This window comes from Burkholderia sp. SR8 (genome assembly GCF_052851275.1).
In genome coordinates, this window is sequence record NZ_JAULUC010000022.1 from 32182 (window position 1) to 48221 (window position 16040).

12 protein-coding genes are annotated in these 16040 nt (G+C 66.6%); 8 read left to right on the forward strand and 4 right to left on the reverse strand.

Going from position 1 to position 16040, the window contains the following annotated elements:
* Positions 1-213 precede the first annotated feature (213 nt).
* Positions 214-1050, forward strand: a complete 837-nt coding sequence (locus Q3A80_RS24155) for an N-formylglutamate amidohydrolase (protein ID WP_446331382.1) — start codon at positions 214-216, stop codon at positions 1048-1050.
* A 46-nt stretch (positions 1051-1096) separates the two neighbouring features.
* The gene (locus tag Q3A80_RS24160) at positions 1097-2107 is read left to right on the forward strand and encodes a LysR family transcriptional regulator (RefSeq protein WP_446331383.1); all 1011 of its coding nucleotides are present in this window, start codon (positions 1097-1099) and stop codon (positions 2105-2107) included.
* Positions 2108-2140: 33 nt separating this feature from the next.
* Here Q3A80_RS24160 and Q3A80_RS24165 read toward each other — a convergent pair whose 3' ends face one another.
* Entirely contained in the window at positions 2141-2800 is a 660-nt protein-coding gene (locus tag Q3A80_RS24165) for a TetR family transcriptional regulator C-terminal domain-containing protein (protein ID WP_446331384.1), read from the reverse strand.
* A 607-nt stretch (positions 2801-3407) separates the two neighbouring features.
* On the opposite strand from Q3A80_RS24165, the gene pruA reads away from it, so the two are divergent.
* From pruA to hutG, 6 genes are all read left to right on the forward strand, one after another.
* Entirely contained in the window at positions 3408-5018 is a 1611-nt protein-coding gene (gene pruA / locus Q3A80_RS24170) for an L-glutamate gamma-semialdehyde dehydrogenase (protein WP_446331385.1), read from the forward strand.
* A 177-nt stretch (positions 5019-5195) separates the two neighbouring features.
* Positions 5196-6269: an ABC transporter ATP-binding protein gene (locus Q3A80_RS24175; RefSeq protein ID WP_446331386.1), complete on the forward strand. Its 1074-nt coding sequence runs from the start codon at positions 5196-5198 to the stop codon at positions 6267-6269.
* Positions 6270-6493: 224 nt separating this feature from the next.
* Positions 6494-7774 (forward strand): ABC transporter permease, encoded by a 1281-nt coding sequence (locus Q3A80_RS24180; RefSeq protein ID WP_446331387.1) that lies wholly within the window; start codon positions 6494-6496, stop codon positions 7772-7774.
* Between the two features lie 4 nt (positions 7775-7778).
* Entirely contained in the window at positions 7779-8609 is an 831-nt protein-coding gene (locus Q3A80_RS24185) for an ABC transporter permease (RefSeq protein ID WP_446331388.1), read from the forward strand.
* A gap of 86 nt (positions 8610-8695) precedes the next feature.
* Positions 8696-12439 carry a bifunctional proline dehydrogenase/L-glutamate gamma-semialdehyde dehydrogenase PutA gene (gene putA / locus Q3A80_RS24190; protein ID WP_446331389.1) on the forward strand — a complete coding sequence of 1248 codons (3744 nt, stop codon included), beginning with the start codon at positions 8696-8698 and terminating at the stop codon, positions 12437-12439.
* Positions 12440-12769: 330 nt separating this feature from the next.
* Positions 12770-13573 (forward strand): N-formylglutamate deformylase, encoded by an 804-nt coding sequence (gene hutG / locus Q3A80_RS24195; RefSeq protein WP_446331390.1) that lies wholly within the window; start codon positions 12770-12772, stop codon positions 13571-13573.
* 163 nt (positions 13574-13736) lie between these two features.
* Here hutG and Q3A80_RS24200 read toward each other — a convergent pair whose 3' ends face one another.
* The 3 genes from Q3A80_RS24200 to Q3A80_RS24210 are packed head-to-tail and all read right to left on the reverse strand — an operon-like array spanning position 13737 to position 16034.
* Complete coding sequence (locus Q3A80_RS24200; RefSeq protein ID WP_446331391.1) at positions 13737-14666, reverse strand: electron transfer flavoprotein subunit alpha/FixB family protein; 930 nt, start codon at positions 14664-14666, stop codon at positions 13737-13739.
* Positions 14667-15416 carry an electron transfer flavoprotein subunit beta/FixA family protein gene (locus tag Q3A80_RS24205; RefSeq protein WP_446331392.1) on the reverse strand — a complete coding sequence of 250 codons (750 nt, stop codon included), beginning with the start codon at positions 15414-15416 and terminating at the stop codon, positions 14667-14669.
* Positions 15417-15434: 18 nt separating this feature from the next.
* Positions 15435-16034: a HutD/Ves family protein gene (locus Q3A80_RS24210; RefSeq protein WP_446331393.1), complete on the reverse strand. Its 600-nt coding sequence runs from the start codon at positions 16032-16034 to the stop codon at positions 15435-15437.
* Positions 16035-16040: the final 6 nt, after the last annotated feature.

A 16040-nucleotide genomic window follows, 5' to 3' on the forward strand; every position in this document is an offset into this window, starting at 1 on the left:
CGGCGATCGTACATTCCGGTCGCGAAGCCATCGTGCTGTGGCCGAAATTGGGCGGTTTCTTCGCAACTGCTGCTTATGTTTAGCTAAAGCAGCGCTTACGATCGCGCGGGCGTCGCGCGCGGCCGGTACTGTCGGCCAATGGAATGAAACAGGGTGGGCGAACGGGCTGTCGATCGGCGGCCGTGCGCCCCGGACATGAAAGCGAGGCGCCCGATGCACGATGAAGCCTACGATCGGATCTATCGGGGCGACCGGCCTGTCCTGGTTGCGGCGCCCCATGTCGGGACGGCGGTTCCGGACGAACTGATGCGGTCGCCCGCGTGGCAATCGGTGCACGCGCGTCCGGCCGATCCGGCCGGCGAGCGGTTTCTCGAAGCGGCCGCCAATCTGCGGATCTCGTGCATCGCGGCGCGCGCGCATCCGTGCGTGATCGACGTCAATGCGGCCGCGGACAGTCAGGCGGTCGGCTCCGAACTCGGACGCAACGTGCTGTGCCGCACGCATTCGCCGTCGGGCGACGTGCTGTACGGCGAGGCGGGCGAGCCGTCGGAAGCGGACGTGCGGCGGCGCATATCGCGGTACTGGGTGCCGTATCACGACGCATTGCGCGCGGAGCTGCAACGCCTGCGCGCGGCGCACGACGACGTGCTGCTGCTGGTGTCGCATGCGGGCTCGCGATTGGCGCCGTATCGCGCTGCCTATCGCGCGTCGGACTGCAACGTCGGCACGAACCACGGGGCTTCGTCCAGCAGGCGGCTCGTGACCGCGCTCACGCAGACGGTGCAGCGCAGCGGGCGGTCGTGGGTGGTGAACGGTCAACTCGCGGATTCGTTCGCGGCGCAGCACTACGGGTGTCCCGCCGACGGCATTCACGTCGTCGAAGTCGAGGTCGCGGGGAACTGGCGCGAGGCGTGCACGGCGCCGCCGGCCGGTACGTCGGCGGTCGATGAGTTCGCGGCGGTGCTCGCCGGGCTGCTCGACGAGCTGCCGCTGTCGCGTACGCCGGACCGGGCCGCGCGCGCCGGCTCGGCAACGGGGCCATCCACGTGACGAATTCGAACGGGCGCGCTATCGTGCTACCTCATCTGTCACGTTGATGCCGACCATGAAAGACAGCGGACCCGAGCGGTATCCCGACTGGGATCTCCTTGCCAGCTGGCTCGCGGTGGTGGAAGCCGGTTCCATCTCCGATGCGGCCGACCGGCTGAACATCTCGCAAGCCGGGGTGTCGCAACGCATCAAGGCGCTCGAGACGCTGCTCGATACCACGCTGCTCGACCGTGCGACGCGTCCCGCGCGGCCGACCGCGGCCGGCCAGCGGCTGTTCGAACACGCGACGGTGTTGCTGCAGGGCGCCGACCAGATGGTGGAGAGCGTGCGCAATGTGTCGCGCGCCAAGCGTGTGGTCGTGCGGCTCGGATGCGTCGATTCGTTTGCCGCGACGATCGGGCCGATCATCATCAAGGCGCTGTCGGGCGCGTCGCACCAGATTCGGCTGTGGTCGGGCATCACGCCGACGCTCGACGCGCAGCTGGAAGCGCGTCAGCTGGACGTCGCCGTGACGACGAGCGGTTCCACGCCGGCGCTCGGCATTCGCAAGCAGAAGCTGTTTTCCGAGCCGTACTTCGTCGTGCTGCCGAAAGGCTTCGAAGTCGACCGCTTCACGACGCTCGCGGAACTGAGCAAGCACCTGCAGTTCATCCGCTACAGCGCGCGTTCGGTCATCGGCCAGCACATCGACGCGTATCTGGCCGCCCATGCGGAAAACATCGAGCGATCGTGCGAATTCGATGCGACGGATCCGGTGCTCAGTCTCGTGGCCGCCGGGCTCGGCTTTGCGATCACGACGCCGCTTTGCGTGTGGCAATCGCGGCACTACGCGCCCGACATCAAGGTCGTGCCGCTGACGAGCTTCTCGCGCCACGGGCGGCCGTATGCGACGCTGAGCCGGTCGTTTTTCCTGTCGTATCGCGAGAACGAACTCGGCCATCTTCCAGCAGATCTGTACGACCTGCTGCGCCGCGCATACGAGCGGCAGGTGTCGCGCGACGTCGCGAAGGCGCTGTCGCTGAAGCAGGACGACGTCTATCTTGCCGACGCGGAGTGATGCCGGCGCCGGCCGACCCGCGCCGCGCGCATCCTAGCGGACCGCGCGGCGCAGGTTCTGCCGCCAGCTCTGTCCGGTCGCGTCGTCGATCATCCCGTGGAAGATGCCGATCACCTGATCGAGCGTGATCGTCGCCGCGACGCGATGCTCGATCCAGAGCCCGTGCACGAGTGCCATCGCCTGAATGGCCCAGATGGTCGCCATCGTGCGGTCGCAGCCGGCCTGTCGCAGGTCGTGTATGAAGTTCGAGCGCAGGCGCCGCGAAAACGCGGTGCACAGCCGCTTCACTTCGTCGTCGTGCGCGGACGAACTCCACATGTGCGGCCACACGTTCGCCGCACCGGGGCTCATCACTTCGTCGCTGAAACACATGTCCGCCGTGAACTTCATCCGCTCGACCGGATCGGCGATATTGCGTCGCCCGGCCGTGAGCTGCGCGCGGACTCGCCAGATCATGTACAGAAACGTCTTGTAGACGAGATTGTCCTTGTTGGTGAAGTGATGGTGCGCGAGCCCGACCGACACGCCCGCATGTTCGCTCACCTTGCGGATGGTCAGATTCTCGAGCCCCAGCTGCCCGACGACTTCCAGCGTCGAGTTGATCAGCTTCATGCGCATGCCTTCGTACTGCGCCGACTCGTCGCGGCGCGCGTCGCGGGGGATGCACTCGAGGTCGTTGTCGCTTGTTTCCACGCTCCGTTCCCTTCCTGGTTGGATGCCCGTCGTCGCCGCATCGCGATGAACGGCGCCGTCGATGATAGCGCCGATTTTCGTGACCTGAACAACTGTTCATTCGCATCCCGGCGCCGTTCCCGCGCGGTATTAATAAAGTGCTGAACGAATGTTCATCCATTATCGGATGGATGGCGGTCATCTTCAGTGGAAACCGGGTGTTTTGATTCGTGTAAACCCCTATATTTCCACGATGAAATTGTTTTTGACCAGCGTTCGACAGTCGATATAGTTGCGAGAGCTCGATTGAAACTGAACGTGTGTTCAGCGTGTCAAGCTTAGCTGAAAGAGGAGCCGCAGCGAGGGCGCGTGTCCGGGACAATCGGATTCCACTTCGTCGGCCCTGCCGACTGAACCGCTGCTCAGCGACGGCGTTCCATAACGATGTCCGATTCTTTGCATAAGTCGGGATGAAGAAGGGCGGCGGTTTTTATGCACCCACTACTCTCGAAACTGAAGTGACCGGTCCGGGAAGGTCTGCCGAACCGCACCGCCCGACGGGAAAAACCCGCAGCCGCATGCGACACCCGCGACCGGTTTTATCGAAACGTTCTGATAAGGAGTTAGCGTGAGTTCAGGTCCACAATTTCCGCTGCCGGCCAACGAACCGGAAGTCTCGTTCCGCCCGGGCACCGCGGCCGCCGCTGCGTTGAGCAAGGCCCTCGAGCAACGCGAGATCGTCGATATCCCGACCGTGATCGGCGGGAAGAAGTTCTTCTCGAACGACACCGTCGAGGTGCGTGCGCCGCACGATCACCAGCGTGTGCTCGCGCGCATTCATCGCCCGACGGAAGCGCAGGTCGCCGATGCGATCGCGAGTTCGAAGTCGGTGGCGCGCGACTGGGCGAGCATGCCGTATGCGAGCCGCGCGACGATACTGCATCGCGCCGCTGAAATCATCGGCACGCGGCTGCGCGTGAAGATCAACGCGGCGACGATGCTCGGCCAGAGCAAGACGATCGACCAGGCGGAGCCGGACAGCGCGTGCGAGCTGATGGACTTCCTGCGCTTCAACGCGTTCAACGCGCAGCGCGTGTATGCGGAGCAGCCGCTGTCGGTGCCGACCGCGGTCAACCGCGCCGACTGGCGCCCGCTCGAAGGTTTCGTCTATGCGATCTCGCCGTTCAACTTCACGGCCATCGGCGGCAACCTGACGACGGCGCCGGCGATCATGGGCAACACGGTGCTGTGGAAGCCGTCCGAAAAATCGGCGCTCGCGAATTACATCTTCTTCGAAGCGCTCGAGGAAGCCGGTCTGCCGCCGGGCGTGATCAACTTCGTGCCGGGCGACGCCGAGATGACGACGCGTGCGGTGCTGGCTTCGCGCGACCTCGCCGGCATCCACTTCACCGGCTCGTCGGCCGTGTTCCAGTCGCTGTGGAAGGGCGTCGCATCGAAGGTCGATGCGTTCCGCACGATTCCGCGCCTGGTCGGCGAGACGGGCGGCAAGGACTTCGTGCTGGCACACGCATCGGCGCACGCATCCGAAGTCGCGATCGCGCTGATCCGCGGCGCATTCGAGTACCAGGGCCAGAAGTGCAGCGCCGCATCGCGTGCGTATATCCCGGCGAGCCTGTGGCCGGCGGTGAGCAAGGAATTGCGCGAGCGCCTCGCGGAACTGAAGGTCGGCGATGTCGCCGACGCCGACACGTTCATGGGCGCCGTGATCTCGCAGGCGTCGCATCAGAAGCTGAGCCGCGTGCTGGGTGCCGCGCGCGAGGATGCGGCCGTGACGATCGTGGCCGGCGGCAAGACGTGGTCGGATCCCGGCTACTTCGTCGAGCCGACCGTGCTGCAGGTGTCGGATCCGCGCCATGCGCTGATGACGGAAGAGCTGTTCGGCCCGGTGCTGTCGGTGTTCGTCTACGACGACAACGCATGGGCCGATACGCTCGAGCTGATCGACGCGACGAGCCCGTACGCGCTGACCGGCTCCATTTTCAGCACCGACCGCTTCGCGCTGCATCAGGCGGAAGGCGCGCTGATCAACGCGGCTGGCAACCTGTATCTGAACGACAAGCCGACCGGCGCGATGATCGGCCAGCAGCCGTTCGGCGGCGGCCGCGCGAGCGGCACCAACGACAAGGCCGGTTCGTATCTGAACCTGCTGCGCTGGGCGTCGCCGCGTGTGGTGAAGGAAACCTACCTGCCGCCGCGCGAGTGGCGCTTCGGCGCGTAACGCAGGAACCGCTTCGTCGGCGCGTCGCACGGGATCCGGGTGCGGCGCATGGGGCGGGTCCGGTGCAGGCGCACCGGACCCGCCCGACACGCCGCGAGAGCATCCGTCCGGGTCGCCCGCGAAGCATCGGATTCGGGTACGCGCCGATGCGCCTGCGCCGATCCACTGGAGAACACGATGTCGACGATTGTCTCTTTCAAGAACGTCCAGAAGACCTACGACGGCGAAACGCTGGTCGTGAAGAATCTCAACCTCGACATCGAGCAGGGCGAATTCCTGACGATGCTCGGGCCGTCCGGGTCGGGCAAGACGACCTGCCTGATGATGCTGGCCGGCTTCGAGACCGCGACGCACGGCGAGATCCTGCTGCAGGGCAAGCCGATCAACCGGATTCCGCCGGAGCGCCGCAACATCGGCATGGTGTTCCAGAGCTATGCGCTGTTTCCGCACAAGTCGGTGGCCGAGAACCTCGCGTTCCCGCTGAAGGTGCGCAAGGTCGCGAAAAGCGACATCGAAACGAAAGTCATGCGCGCGCTGCGCATGGTGAACATGGAGAAGTTCGCGCACCGGATGCCTGCGCAACTGTCGGGCGGCCAGCAGCAGCGGATCGCAGTGGCCCGCGCGCTCGTGTTCGAACCCGCGCTGGTGCTGATGGACGAGCCGCTCGGCGCGCTCGACAAGCAGCTGCGCGAACAGATGCAGTACGAGATCAAGCAGATTCACGAGCAGAGCGGTCTGACCGTCGTGTACGTCACCCATGACCAGGGCGAGGCGATGACGATGTCGGACCGGATCGCGGTGTTCAACAACGGGATCATCCAGCAGCTCGCCTCGCCGTCCGAGCTCTACGAGAAGCCGGCAAATGCGTTCGTCGCGCGCTTCATCGGCGAGAGCAACGAACTGAACGGCGTGGTGTCGTCGCTCGACCACCAGCGCTGCGTCGTGCGGCTCGACGGCGGGCATGCGATCCATGCGTGCCCGAACGGCGGGATCCAGCTGTCCGGCAACACGAGCGTGTCGCTGCGCCCCGAGCGCATCGCGGTCGGCGAGCAGGCGCGCGGCTGCGACAACGTGTTCGATGCCGGCGTGAAGGACCTGATCTATTACGGCGACCACCTGCGCATCGTGATGCAGGTCTGCGGCCGCAACGACTTCATCGTGAAGCTGCCGAACGACGGCGCGGCGCGCAACCTGCGGGTCGGCGACTCCGTCGCGATCGGCTGGATGGCCGACGCGTGTCGGGCACTGTAGTTTCGCCGTAGCAACGCGGACGGCTCGGCGAGGCGCCGCGCAGACATCGGGTGCAGACACAACAGCAATGAGAAAGCAATCGTTGGCGGTCCTGAATGTACCGGGATGTGTCCGAGCGAACCACACGGACGATTCGAACCAGAGGTTCGCAGGCCGGGCGATCCGGAAACAAGCGGACTGACGACTGTTCACAGCAGGAGGCGCGGTAGCGACCGCTGAAAATGATGATTCTTCCCAGTGATATGACGGTGATGACGCACGGCATCGAGAACGTGGCCGTTCCCGATTCGAAGGCGCTGAAGGCCAAACTGCGCAGGACCGAGCGGGCGGGGCAGATCAGGGCGATGCTGCTGATGTTTCCGCTGCTGGCCTTTCTGCTCGTGACGTTCCTCGTTCCGATCGGCAGCCTGCTGCTGAAAAGCCTGCGCGACCCGACGGTGTCGCAGGAGCTGCCGCAGGCTGCCGCGATGCTGCGTGCCTGGGAGCCGAAGGGCGGCAAGCTGCCGGACGAGCAGCTGTACGCGACGTTCGCCAGGGAGCTGGTCGCGAGCCGCGCGGGCGAGGGACTCAGCCGCGTCGCGTCGCGGCTGAACTACGACGAGACCGGGATGCGCGGCCTGTTGATGAAGACGGCCCGGCATCTCGCCGAAGACACGGGCGGCACCTGGCATGAACGGATGAGCGCGATCGATCCGCGCTGGGACGAGCTGCGCACGTGGTCGACCATCAAGTACGCATCGTCGCCGTGGACGTTCGGTTATTACCTGAAGGCGCTCGACTTCCGGCGCGACGCCACGGGCGACATCGTGCTGCAGTCGAAGGGCGAGCGCCTGTATATCGGCGTGTTCCTGCGCACCGCGTGGGTGAGTATCTCGGTGAGCCTGCTGTGCCTGCTGTTCGGGTATCCGGTCGCCTACTTCCTCGCGAACATCCCGGCGCGCTACAGCAACGTGTTCATGATCATGGTGCTGCTGCCGTTCTGGACGTCGATCCTCGTGCGCACGACCGCGTGGGTCGTCGTGCTGCAGACCAACGGCGTGCTCAACGACTGGCTGATCCGGCTCGGCGTCACGGACAGCGCATTGCCGCTGATCTACAACCGCTTCGGCGTGCTGGTTGCGATGACGCACATCCTGCTGCCGTACGCGATCCTGTCGCTGTACAGCGTGATGAAGGGCGTGCCGAACCTGTACATGAAGGCGGCGCGCTCGCTCGGCGCCGGCCCGATCCGCTCGTTCTTCCAGGTGTATTTCCCGCAGACGCTGCCCGGTGTCGGCGCGGCCGGCATGCTGACCTTCATCCTCGCGGTCGGCTACTACATCACGCCGGCGATCGTCGGCGGCCCTGAAGACCAGCTGGCGAGCTACTACATCGCGAACCACGTGAACACGACGTTGAACTGGGGGCTCGCGAGCGCACTCGCGACGATCCTGCTGGCGGGCGTGCTGCTGGTGTACGGAATGTTCGTTCGACTGACCGGCGGTGCCGGCGTGAAGCTGGGGTGAAGCCATGTTCAATTTTCCTGCCTACGTGACGATCTGGGGGCGTGCGGGCCGCTATGCGCACGTCGCGCTGTCGCTGCTCGTGCTCGTGTTCCTGGTGCTGCCCGTGCTGGTCGTGATGCCGCTGTCGTTCAATTCGCAGCCGTACTTCACCTATCCGATGCCCGGGTTCAGCCTGCGCTGGTACGACGAATTCTTCGGCAGCGCCGAATGGATGTTCGCGCTGCGCAACACGGCGATCGTCGGCGTGTGCTCGACGCTGCTCGCGACCGCGCTCGGCGTGCTGGCGTCGCTCGGCCTGATGCATCCGCGTCTGAAGGGCAAGTCGTTCATCACCGGCGTGCTGGTGTCGCCGATGATCGTGCCGGTGATCATCACCGCGGTCGGCGTGTACTTCGCATTCAGCCCGCTGGGGCTGACCAGCAGCCTGTTCGGCCTGACGCTCGCGCATGCGGCGCTCGGTGTGCCGTTCGTCGTCGTGACGGTGACGGCCACGCTCGCCGGTTTCAACGAGACGCTCACGCGCGCCGGCCGCAGTCTCGGCGCATCGCCGATGCGCGTGTTCTGGCAGGTGAAGCTGCCGATCATCGCGCCGGGCGTGATCTCGGGCGCGCTGTTCGCGTTCGCGACGTCGTTCGACGAAATCGTCGTCGCGCTGTTCCTGACCGGCCCCGATCAACGCACGATTCCGCGGCAGATGTGGGCCGGCATCCGCGAGCAGCTGAGCCCGACCATCCTCGCCGTCGCGACCGTGCTCGTCGTCGTGTCGACGCTGCTGCTCGTCACGCTCGAATGGCTGCGGCGCCGCACCGAACGGCTGCGCGGCCACGCGGGCTGAACGACGCGAGCCGCGGCGCAAGCGCAACCAAACAAATTGTCGAAGCAAACAGTGGGTCAATCAAAATGCTGACGGAATTCAAAGCAATGCAACCGGTCTCGACGGATCTGGGCGAACTGCGCCGCCGTATCGTCGACGCTTCCTCGATGGAGGAACAGGTCGTCGTCCACGCGCTGATGCAGGAAGCCAGGATGGACGGCCCGACGCTCGCGAAGGCGCAGGCGCTCGCGAGCAAGCTCGCGCAGGGCGTGCGCGACGCGCGCATCGATGCGGGCGGCGTCGATCTGCTCACGCAGGAGTTCTCGCTCGACAGCCGCGAGGGGATCGCGCTGATGTGTCTCGCGGAAGCGATGCTGCGCATTCCGGACACCGAAACGCGCAACCAGCTGATCCGCGACAAGATCGTCGATGCGGACTGGCGCGCGCATATCGGCAAGTCGCCGTCGTTCTTCGTCAATGCGACCGCATGGGGGCTGCTGGTGACCGGCAAGCTGTTGAAGAAGCCTGACGATGCCGCATTGACCGAAGCGCTGATGAGCGTGCTGCGCAAGGGCGGCGAAACGGTCGTGCGCGCCGGGGTCGCGTATGCGATGCGGATGCTCGGCAAGCAGTTCGTCACCGGGCAGACGATCGAGGAGGCGATCGGCGTCGCGAAAGGCCATGAAGCGAGCGGCTATCGCTATACGTACGACATGCTCGGCGAAGCGGCACTGACCGACGAGGACGCGCTCGCGTACTTCAACTCGTACAAGCATGCGATCGAGGCGATCGGCAAGGACGCGAAAGGGCTCGGGCCGATCGAAGGCCCCGGCGTATCGGTGAAGATTTCCGGCCTGCACGCGCGCTACGAATTGCCGCAGCGCGAACGCGTGATTGCGGAGCTGTATCCGCGGCTGCTGCAGCTGGCCGAGCTCGCGAAGCGTTACCAGATCGGCTTCCACCTCGACCAGGAGGAATCGGCACGCTTCGACCTGACGCTCGAGATGCTGGAGCGGCTGTGCCGCGAACCGAGCCTGCGCGGCTGGAACGGCATCGGCATTTCGTTGCAGGCGTACCAGAAGCGCGGCCGCGCGGTGGCCGACTGGATCATCGCGCTGGCACGCGCGACCGGGCGCCGCATCAACATCCGCTTGGTGAAGGGCGCGTACTGGGATACCGAGATCAAGCTCGCGCAGGATGCCGGTGCCGCGGGTTATCCGGTGTTCACGCGCAAGGTGCACTCGGACGTCAGCTACATCGCATGCGCGAAGGCGTTGCTCGCCGCGCCGGACGCGATCTTCCCGCAGTTCGCGACGCACAATGCATTTTCGCTCGCCGCGGCGTTCACGCTCGGCGGCAACCAGGAATTCGAATTCCAGTGCCTGCACGGGATGGGCGAGACGGTGTACGACCAGGTGGTCGGCAAGTCGAAGCTCGGGCGCGCGTGCCGGATCTACGCGCCGGTCGGGCCGCACGCGACGCTGCTCGCGTACCTGGTGCGCCGCCTGCTCGAGAACGGCGCGAACTCGTCGTTCGTCAACCAGATCGTCGACGAAGCGGTCAGCATCGCCGATATCGTCGAAGACCCGGTCGAACGCGCGGCGCGCACCGGTGGCCGCCCGCACGCGGGCATCGTTGCGCCTACTGGTGTGCTGCCGGGACGCGTCAACGCCGGCGCGCTGAACTTCGGTGCGTCGCCGGGATTCGATGCCGCGATTGCCGAGCTGCGTACGAACCGCACGAGCGCGCAATCGATCGTCGCCGGCGCGCCGGACGTACAGTCCGATGCGACCGCGCTGGTGTTCAGTGCGAGCGACTCGTCCGCGGTGATCGGCAGCGTGGCCGCGTGCCGGTCCGACGCCGTCGCGGCCGCGCTCGACGCTGCCATGCAGGCGACGGCGACATGGCGCCGCACGCCGGCCGCCGAGCGCGCGGCACGCCTCGACGCGGCGGCCGACCGGATCGAGAAGAGCGCGAACCGACTCGGTGCGCTGCTCGTGCTGGAAAGCGGTGCGACGCTGGCCGAAGCGGCCGACGAGGTTCGCAAGTCGGTCAACCTCTGTCGTCTGTATGCGTATCAATTGCGCACCGACCGTCGTCTGGAGGCGGCGGAGCCGCTGGGTGTCGTCGCGAGCATCACGCCCGCGGCATCGCCGCTCGCGACGATCGTCGGCCAGATCGCGGCCGCGATTGCGGCCGGCAATGCGGTGGTCGCGAAGCCGTCTTCGGCGGCCGGCGCGCTGGTTGCGCACGATGCGGTCCGCCTGTTCGCGGATGCCGGCATGCCCGACGCCGTCGTCCAGCTTCTGCTCGGCACGGGGCAGGATGTCGGGCGCGCGCTCGTGGCCGACCCACGGGTTGCTGCCGTGCTCTTCTCGGGTACGGCCCATGTCGCGAAGACGATCGCCGCGCAGCTCGCGCAGGGCGCGCATCCGGCGAAGTTCATTGCCGCCGTCGGCAGCGCCAATGCGATGGTGGTGGACAGTTCCGCGTTGCCGGAACAAGTCATCTCGGACGCGATGGTGTCGGCATTCAAGCATGCGGGCCAGCTCGCATCGTCGCTGCGGGTCCTGTGCCTGCAGGATTCATCGGCCGATACCGTGCTGCGGATGCTGACCGGGATGCTGAGCGAGCGCCGCACCGGCGATCCGCTGGACACCGCGACCGACATCGGTCCGGTCGCGTCGCGCAAGATCCGCGATCATGCGGACACCTATCTCGCGCAGATGGCGCGCCGCGGTTTCAGGATCGTGCGCGCGCCGGTGTCCGGCGATTGCCCGAAGGGGCTGTTCGTCACGCCGGCGATCGTCGACGTCGGCGGACTGGACGCGCTGTCCGGGCTCGACCTGACGCTCGCGGGCCCGGTGCTGCACGTCGTGCGCTGGAAGACCGGTGAAATGGACGCGCTGCTGGATCGCCTGAACGCGATCGGTTGCGGTGTCGTCGGGCTGCATACGCGGATCAACGAGGCCGCGGGCCAGCTGCTGTCCCGTTCGACGGCCAACAGCGTGTGCGTGAATCGCGCGATGCACAGCGCGTTTATCGGCATGCAGCCGTTCGGCGGCGTAGCGGCTTCCGGTACGGGCCCGATGCTGGGCGGCCCGCTGACGCTGTTCGCGCTGACGCGGCAGACGCCGGATTCGTACGTGGCGGCAACCGGACCGTTCGCGCCGTCGCCGACGCTCACCAGCGAAAAGTTCTACGAGTTTCCGGTGCAGACCGCCGAACGCAGGTTCGTGCCGCGCCAGACTGCGCTGCAGCACGCGCAACAGGCGAGCCGCGCGCGCGTCGACGCGCTGTTCGCGCTGGCATCGGAGCGGCGACTGGCGGCCGCCGACGTGATCGCGAAGGCGAACATCCGGCTGTCCCGGCTGATTGCGGACACCGCGCCGGTCGGCTTGCCGGCGCTGACGGGCGAAGAGAACACGATCGAGGTGCTCGGCCGCGGCCAGGTGCTGTGCGCAGGCGCGTCGAGCGGTGCCGTCATCGCACAGGCCATCGCCGCGACGGCGTTCGGCAACGAAGTGATCCTGCTGAAGTCCGCCATCGCCGGCGACGTGGCGGCGCGTGTTGCGGGCCAATGCCGGATCGTCGAGTCGGACGATGTGCTGCGCGTGATACGCGGCGAAGTCGCGGGCGTGCGTCCTGCGGTCGTGCTGGCCGACGTCGACGAGTCGAGGCTCGCGGCGATTCGCGCCGCGGCGACCGATGGCGGCGCGCTCGTGCTCGAACCGGACGTTCACGGGATGTACGACTGGACGCACCTCGTTCGCGAGCGCGTGACGACGGTCAACGCGAGCGCCGCGGGCGGCAATACGCAGTTGATGGTGCTGAGCGAGGATGTGGCGTAACGGTGTGCGCGTCGTTGTTGGCCAGCGCAGGTTGGTTGCATCGACGACCAGAACGAAACCGGCGAATCAACGCCGAATCGCAAACCGGCCGGCCGCGTGCGCCGGCCCATTGCCACACGGTCCGACGCGGACGGCAGCGCAGTAGCGCTGGTGTCGCGCGATGAAACGGCCGCGACGGGCAGACGGATAGCGTGCAATCCAGTTGCGTGTCCGTCCGTTCGTGCGCGGCCGTTTGCCGTTTGTGCACATCCGGGGACGGCGCGTGCCGGCGCCTGCCGTTTCGCGTCAGCGCGGCGGATCCGGAATCCAATCATCCATGGAGGTTCAATCTTGACCGACACCGTATTTCATTTTCACCAGGGCGAGCTGCCGCTGCTGATCTCGATTCCCCACCTCGGTACCGACATCCCGGCGCCGATCCGGAGCCGGCTCGCGCCGATCGCCGACGACGTCGCCGATACCGACTGGCATCTGGACCGCGTGTACGCGTTCGCGAAAGCCGCCGGCGCATCGATTCTCGGCGCGCGGATTTCCCGGTACGTGATCGACCTGAACCGGCCGCCCGGTGGAGAAAGCCTGTATCCGGGACAGACGACCACCGGACTCTGCCCGACCGAGACGTTTCATGGCGAGCCGCTTTACGCGGACGGCGCCGGCCCCGACGCCGCCGACATCGCCGAGCGTCTGGACGCGTACTGGAAGCCCTATCACGCACGGCTGCACGACGAGCTCGCACGCTTGAAAGCGCGGCACGGCGCGGTGTTGCTGTGGGAGGCGCATTCGATCGCGAGCGTGCTGCCGCGGCTGTTCGACGGCAAGCTGCCGGATCTGAACCTCGGCACGAATTCGGGTGCGAGCTGCGACGCGCGGATTCTCGACGCGGTGACCGGTACGCTCGGCGCGCAGCCGTTCACGTGGGTCGCGAATGGCCGGTTCAAGGGCGGCTACATCACGCGCGAGTATGGGCGGCCGGCGGACGGTATCCATGCGATCCAGCTCGAGATGTGCCAGTCGACGTACATGGACGAGACGCCGCCGTTCGCATACCGTGCGGATCGCGCGGACGACGTGAAGCCCGTCGTCGAGCGGATGGTGCTCGCGGCAGTGGATGCGTTGCACGCGATCGGAAAGTAGGCCATGCGCAAGTGCGGGCCGGCGTCGATGCCGGCTCTTGCAGATCGCGCAAAAAAACGGGCGCAAAAAAACCGCCATCGCGGAGATCCAGAGATGGCGGCAAAGACGGGAGCCAGACCGGCTACCCGCGCGTCGTAGCGACGAGTCGTAGCGACGATCGATATCAGAGCAGCGCGTTCAGCTGCGGAACCACTTCGAAGAGATCGCCGACGAGACCGTAATCGGCGACGCCGAAAATCGGTGCGTCCGCATCCTTGTTGATCGCGACGATCACCTTCGAGTCCTTCATGCCGGCCAGATGCTGGATTGCGCCGGAAATCCCGACCGCGATATAGAGTTCGGGCGCGACAATCTTGCCGGTCTGGCCGACTTGCCAGTCGTTCGGCGCGTAGCCCGAATCGACCGCGGCGCGCGATGCGCCCACTGCCGCGCCGAGCTTTTCCGCGAGCGGGTCGAGCAGCGCGAAGTTCTCGGCACTGCCGAGGCCGCGGCCGCCCGATACCACCACGCGCGCGGCGGTGAGTTCCGGCCGGTCGCTGGTCGCGACTTCACGGCGGACGAACGTCGACAGCCCGGTGTCGGCCACGGCCGGCGCCGTGTCGACCGGTGCATTGCCGCCGTCCGCGGCCGCGGCGTCGAACGCCGTCGTGCGGATCGTCGCGACCTTCACCGGGTCGGGCGACTGCACGGTGGCGATCGCGTTGCCTGCGTAGATCGGCCGCTGGAACGTATCGGCGGAATCGATCGCGATCACGTCGGAGATTTGCGCGGCGTCGAGCTTCGCGGCGACGCGCGGCGCGACGTTCTTGCCGGCCGCGGTGGCCGGGAAGAACAGGTGCGAGTAGTCGCTCGCGAATGCCAGCACCTGTGCGGCGACGTTTTCCGCCAGGCCGTCGGCGAGATGCGGCGCATCGACGAGGATGACCTTGTCGACGCCGGCGACCTTGCGGGCCGCTTCCGCGACCGGCTGCGCGCCGCTGCCGGCGACCAGCACGTGCACGCCGTTCGACAGCTTCAGTGCGGCGGCGATGGTGTGGAGCGTGGCGCTCTTCAGTTGAGCGTTGTCGTGTTCTGCGATCACGAGCGTCGTCATTTAGATCACCTTTGCTTCGGATTTCAGTTTCTCGACCAGCGTCGCGACGTCGGGCACCTGCACACCGGCCTTGCGGACGGGCGGCTCGACGACCTTCAGCGTCTTCAGCCGCGGCGACGGATCCACGCCGAGCGCCGCGGGCGTCACGGTATCGAGCGGCTTCTTCTTCGCCTTCATGATGTTCGGCAGCGTCACGTAGCGCGGCTCGTTCAGGCGCAGGTCGGTCGTCACGATCGCGGGGAGCTTCAGCGCGATCACCTCCAGTCCGCCGTCGACTTCGCGCGTGACCGTGGCGATGCCGTCGCCGATCTCGATGTGGCTCGCGAAGGTCGCCTGCGGCCAGTCGAGCAGCGCAGCGAGCAACTGGCCGGTCTGGCCGGCGTCGTCGTCGATCGCCTGTTTGCCGAGGATCACGAGTTGCGGTTGTTCGTTATCGATCACGGCCTTCAGCAGTTTCGCGACGGCGAGTGGCTGCAGTTCCGCGTCGGTTTCGACCAGCACGCCGCGGTCGGCGCCGATCGCGAGTGCGGTGCGCAGCGTTTCCTGCGACTGGCCGACGCCGCACGTGACGGCCACGACCTCGGTCGCCGTGCCGGCTTCCTTCAGTCGCGTCGCCGCTTCGACGGCGATTTCGTCGAACGGGTTCATCGACATCTTCACGTTGCCGATGTCGACACCGGTGTGGTCGGACTTCACGCGCACCTTGACGTTGTAGTCGACCACGCGTTTTACGGCTGCAATAACTTTCATGTCGGATACCTGTGGATTTCAAGCGTATTTCTGAACGGAAGCGGGCTCGATGACGACGAGCGCCGCACAAGCGTTTTGCCCGTCGCGTTCGGCAGCGACAGCGAGCGGGACGAGCCGCAGCGCGCGGGCACGATGTTCCGATACCAGCACGTGGCCGGGGCCGACGTCGCGGCCGGGCGTTTCATCGCCTTCGGCGACGCTGTAGCCGGCGCCCAGCGCGACCGCGATCGCCGTGCATCCGGGGCGTACGACGACGGGCGCGTCGACGACGCATACATGCGCGCGGTAGCGGCCCTTCGCGGTCATCGCGTTGAGGGCCACGCACGGGCCGCCGACGAGTGCGGCGGCCCACGCGACGTCGCCGTCGTACGTTTCGGCGGCGAACGGGCGCAGTTGCACGACGGCTTCATCGCTCGTCAACGTGACGCCGGCGCCGCTTACGATCAGCGACGTGCGCTCGATGCCCGGAAAGCGCGAATACGGGCCGTCGCGCTCGATGGACGCCAGGCTGACACGCCAGGCGTCGCCGCCCGTTGCGAGGGTTCTCGTCGTGCCGCCGCCGTTGCGCCACGCTTCCGGCGCGACGGAATCGAGCGGATGGACGTCGATCTGCGTCATCGCGCG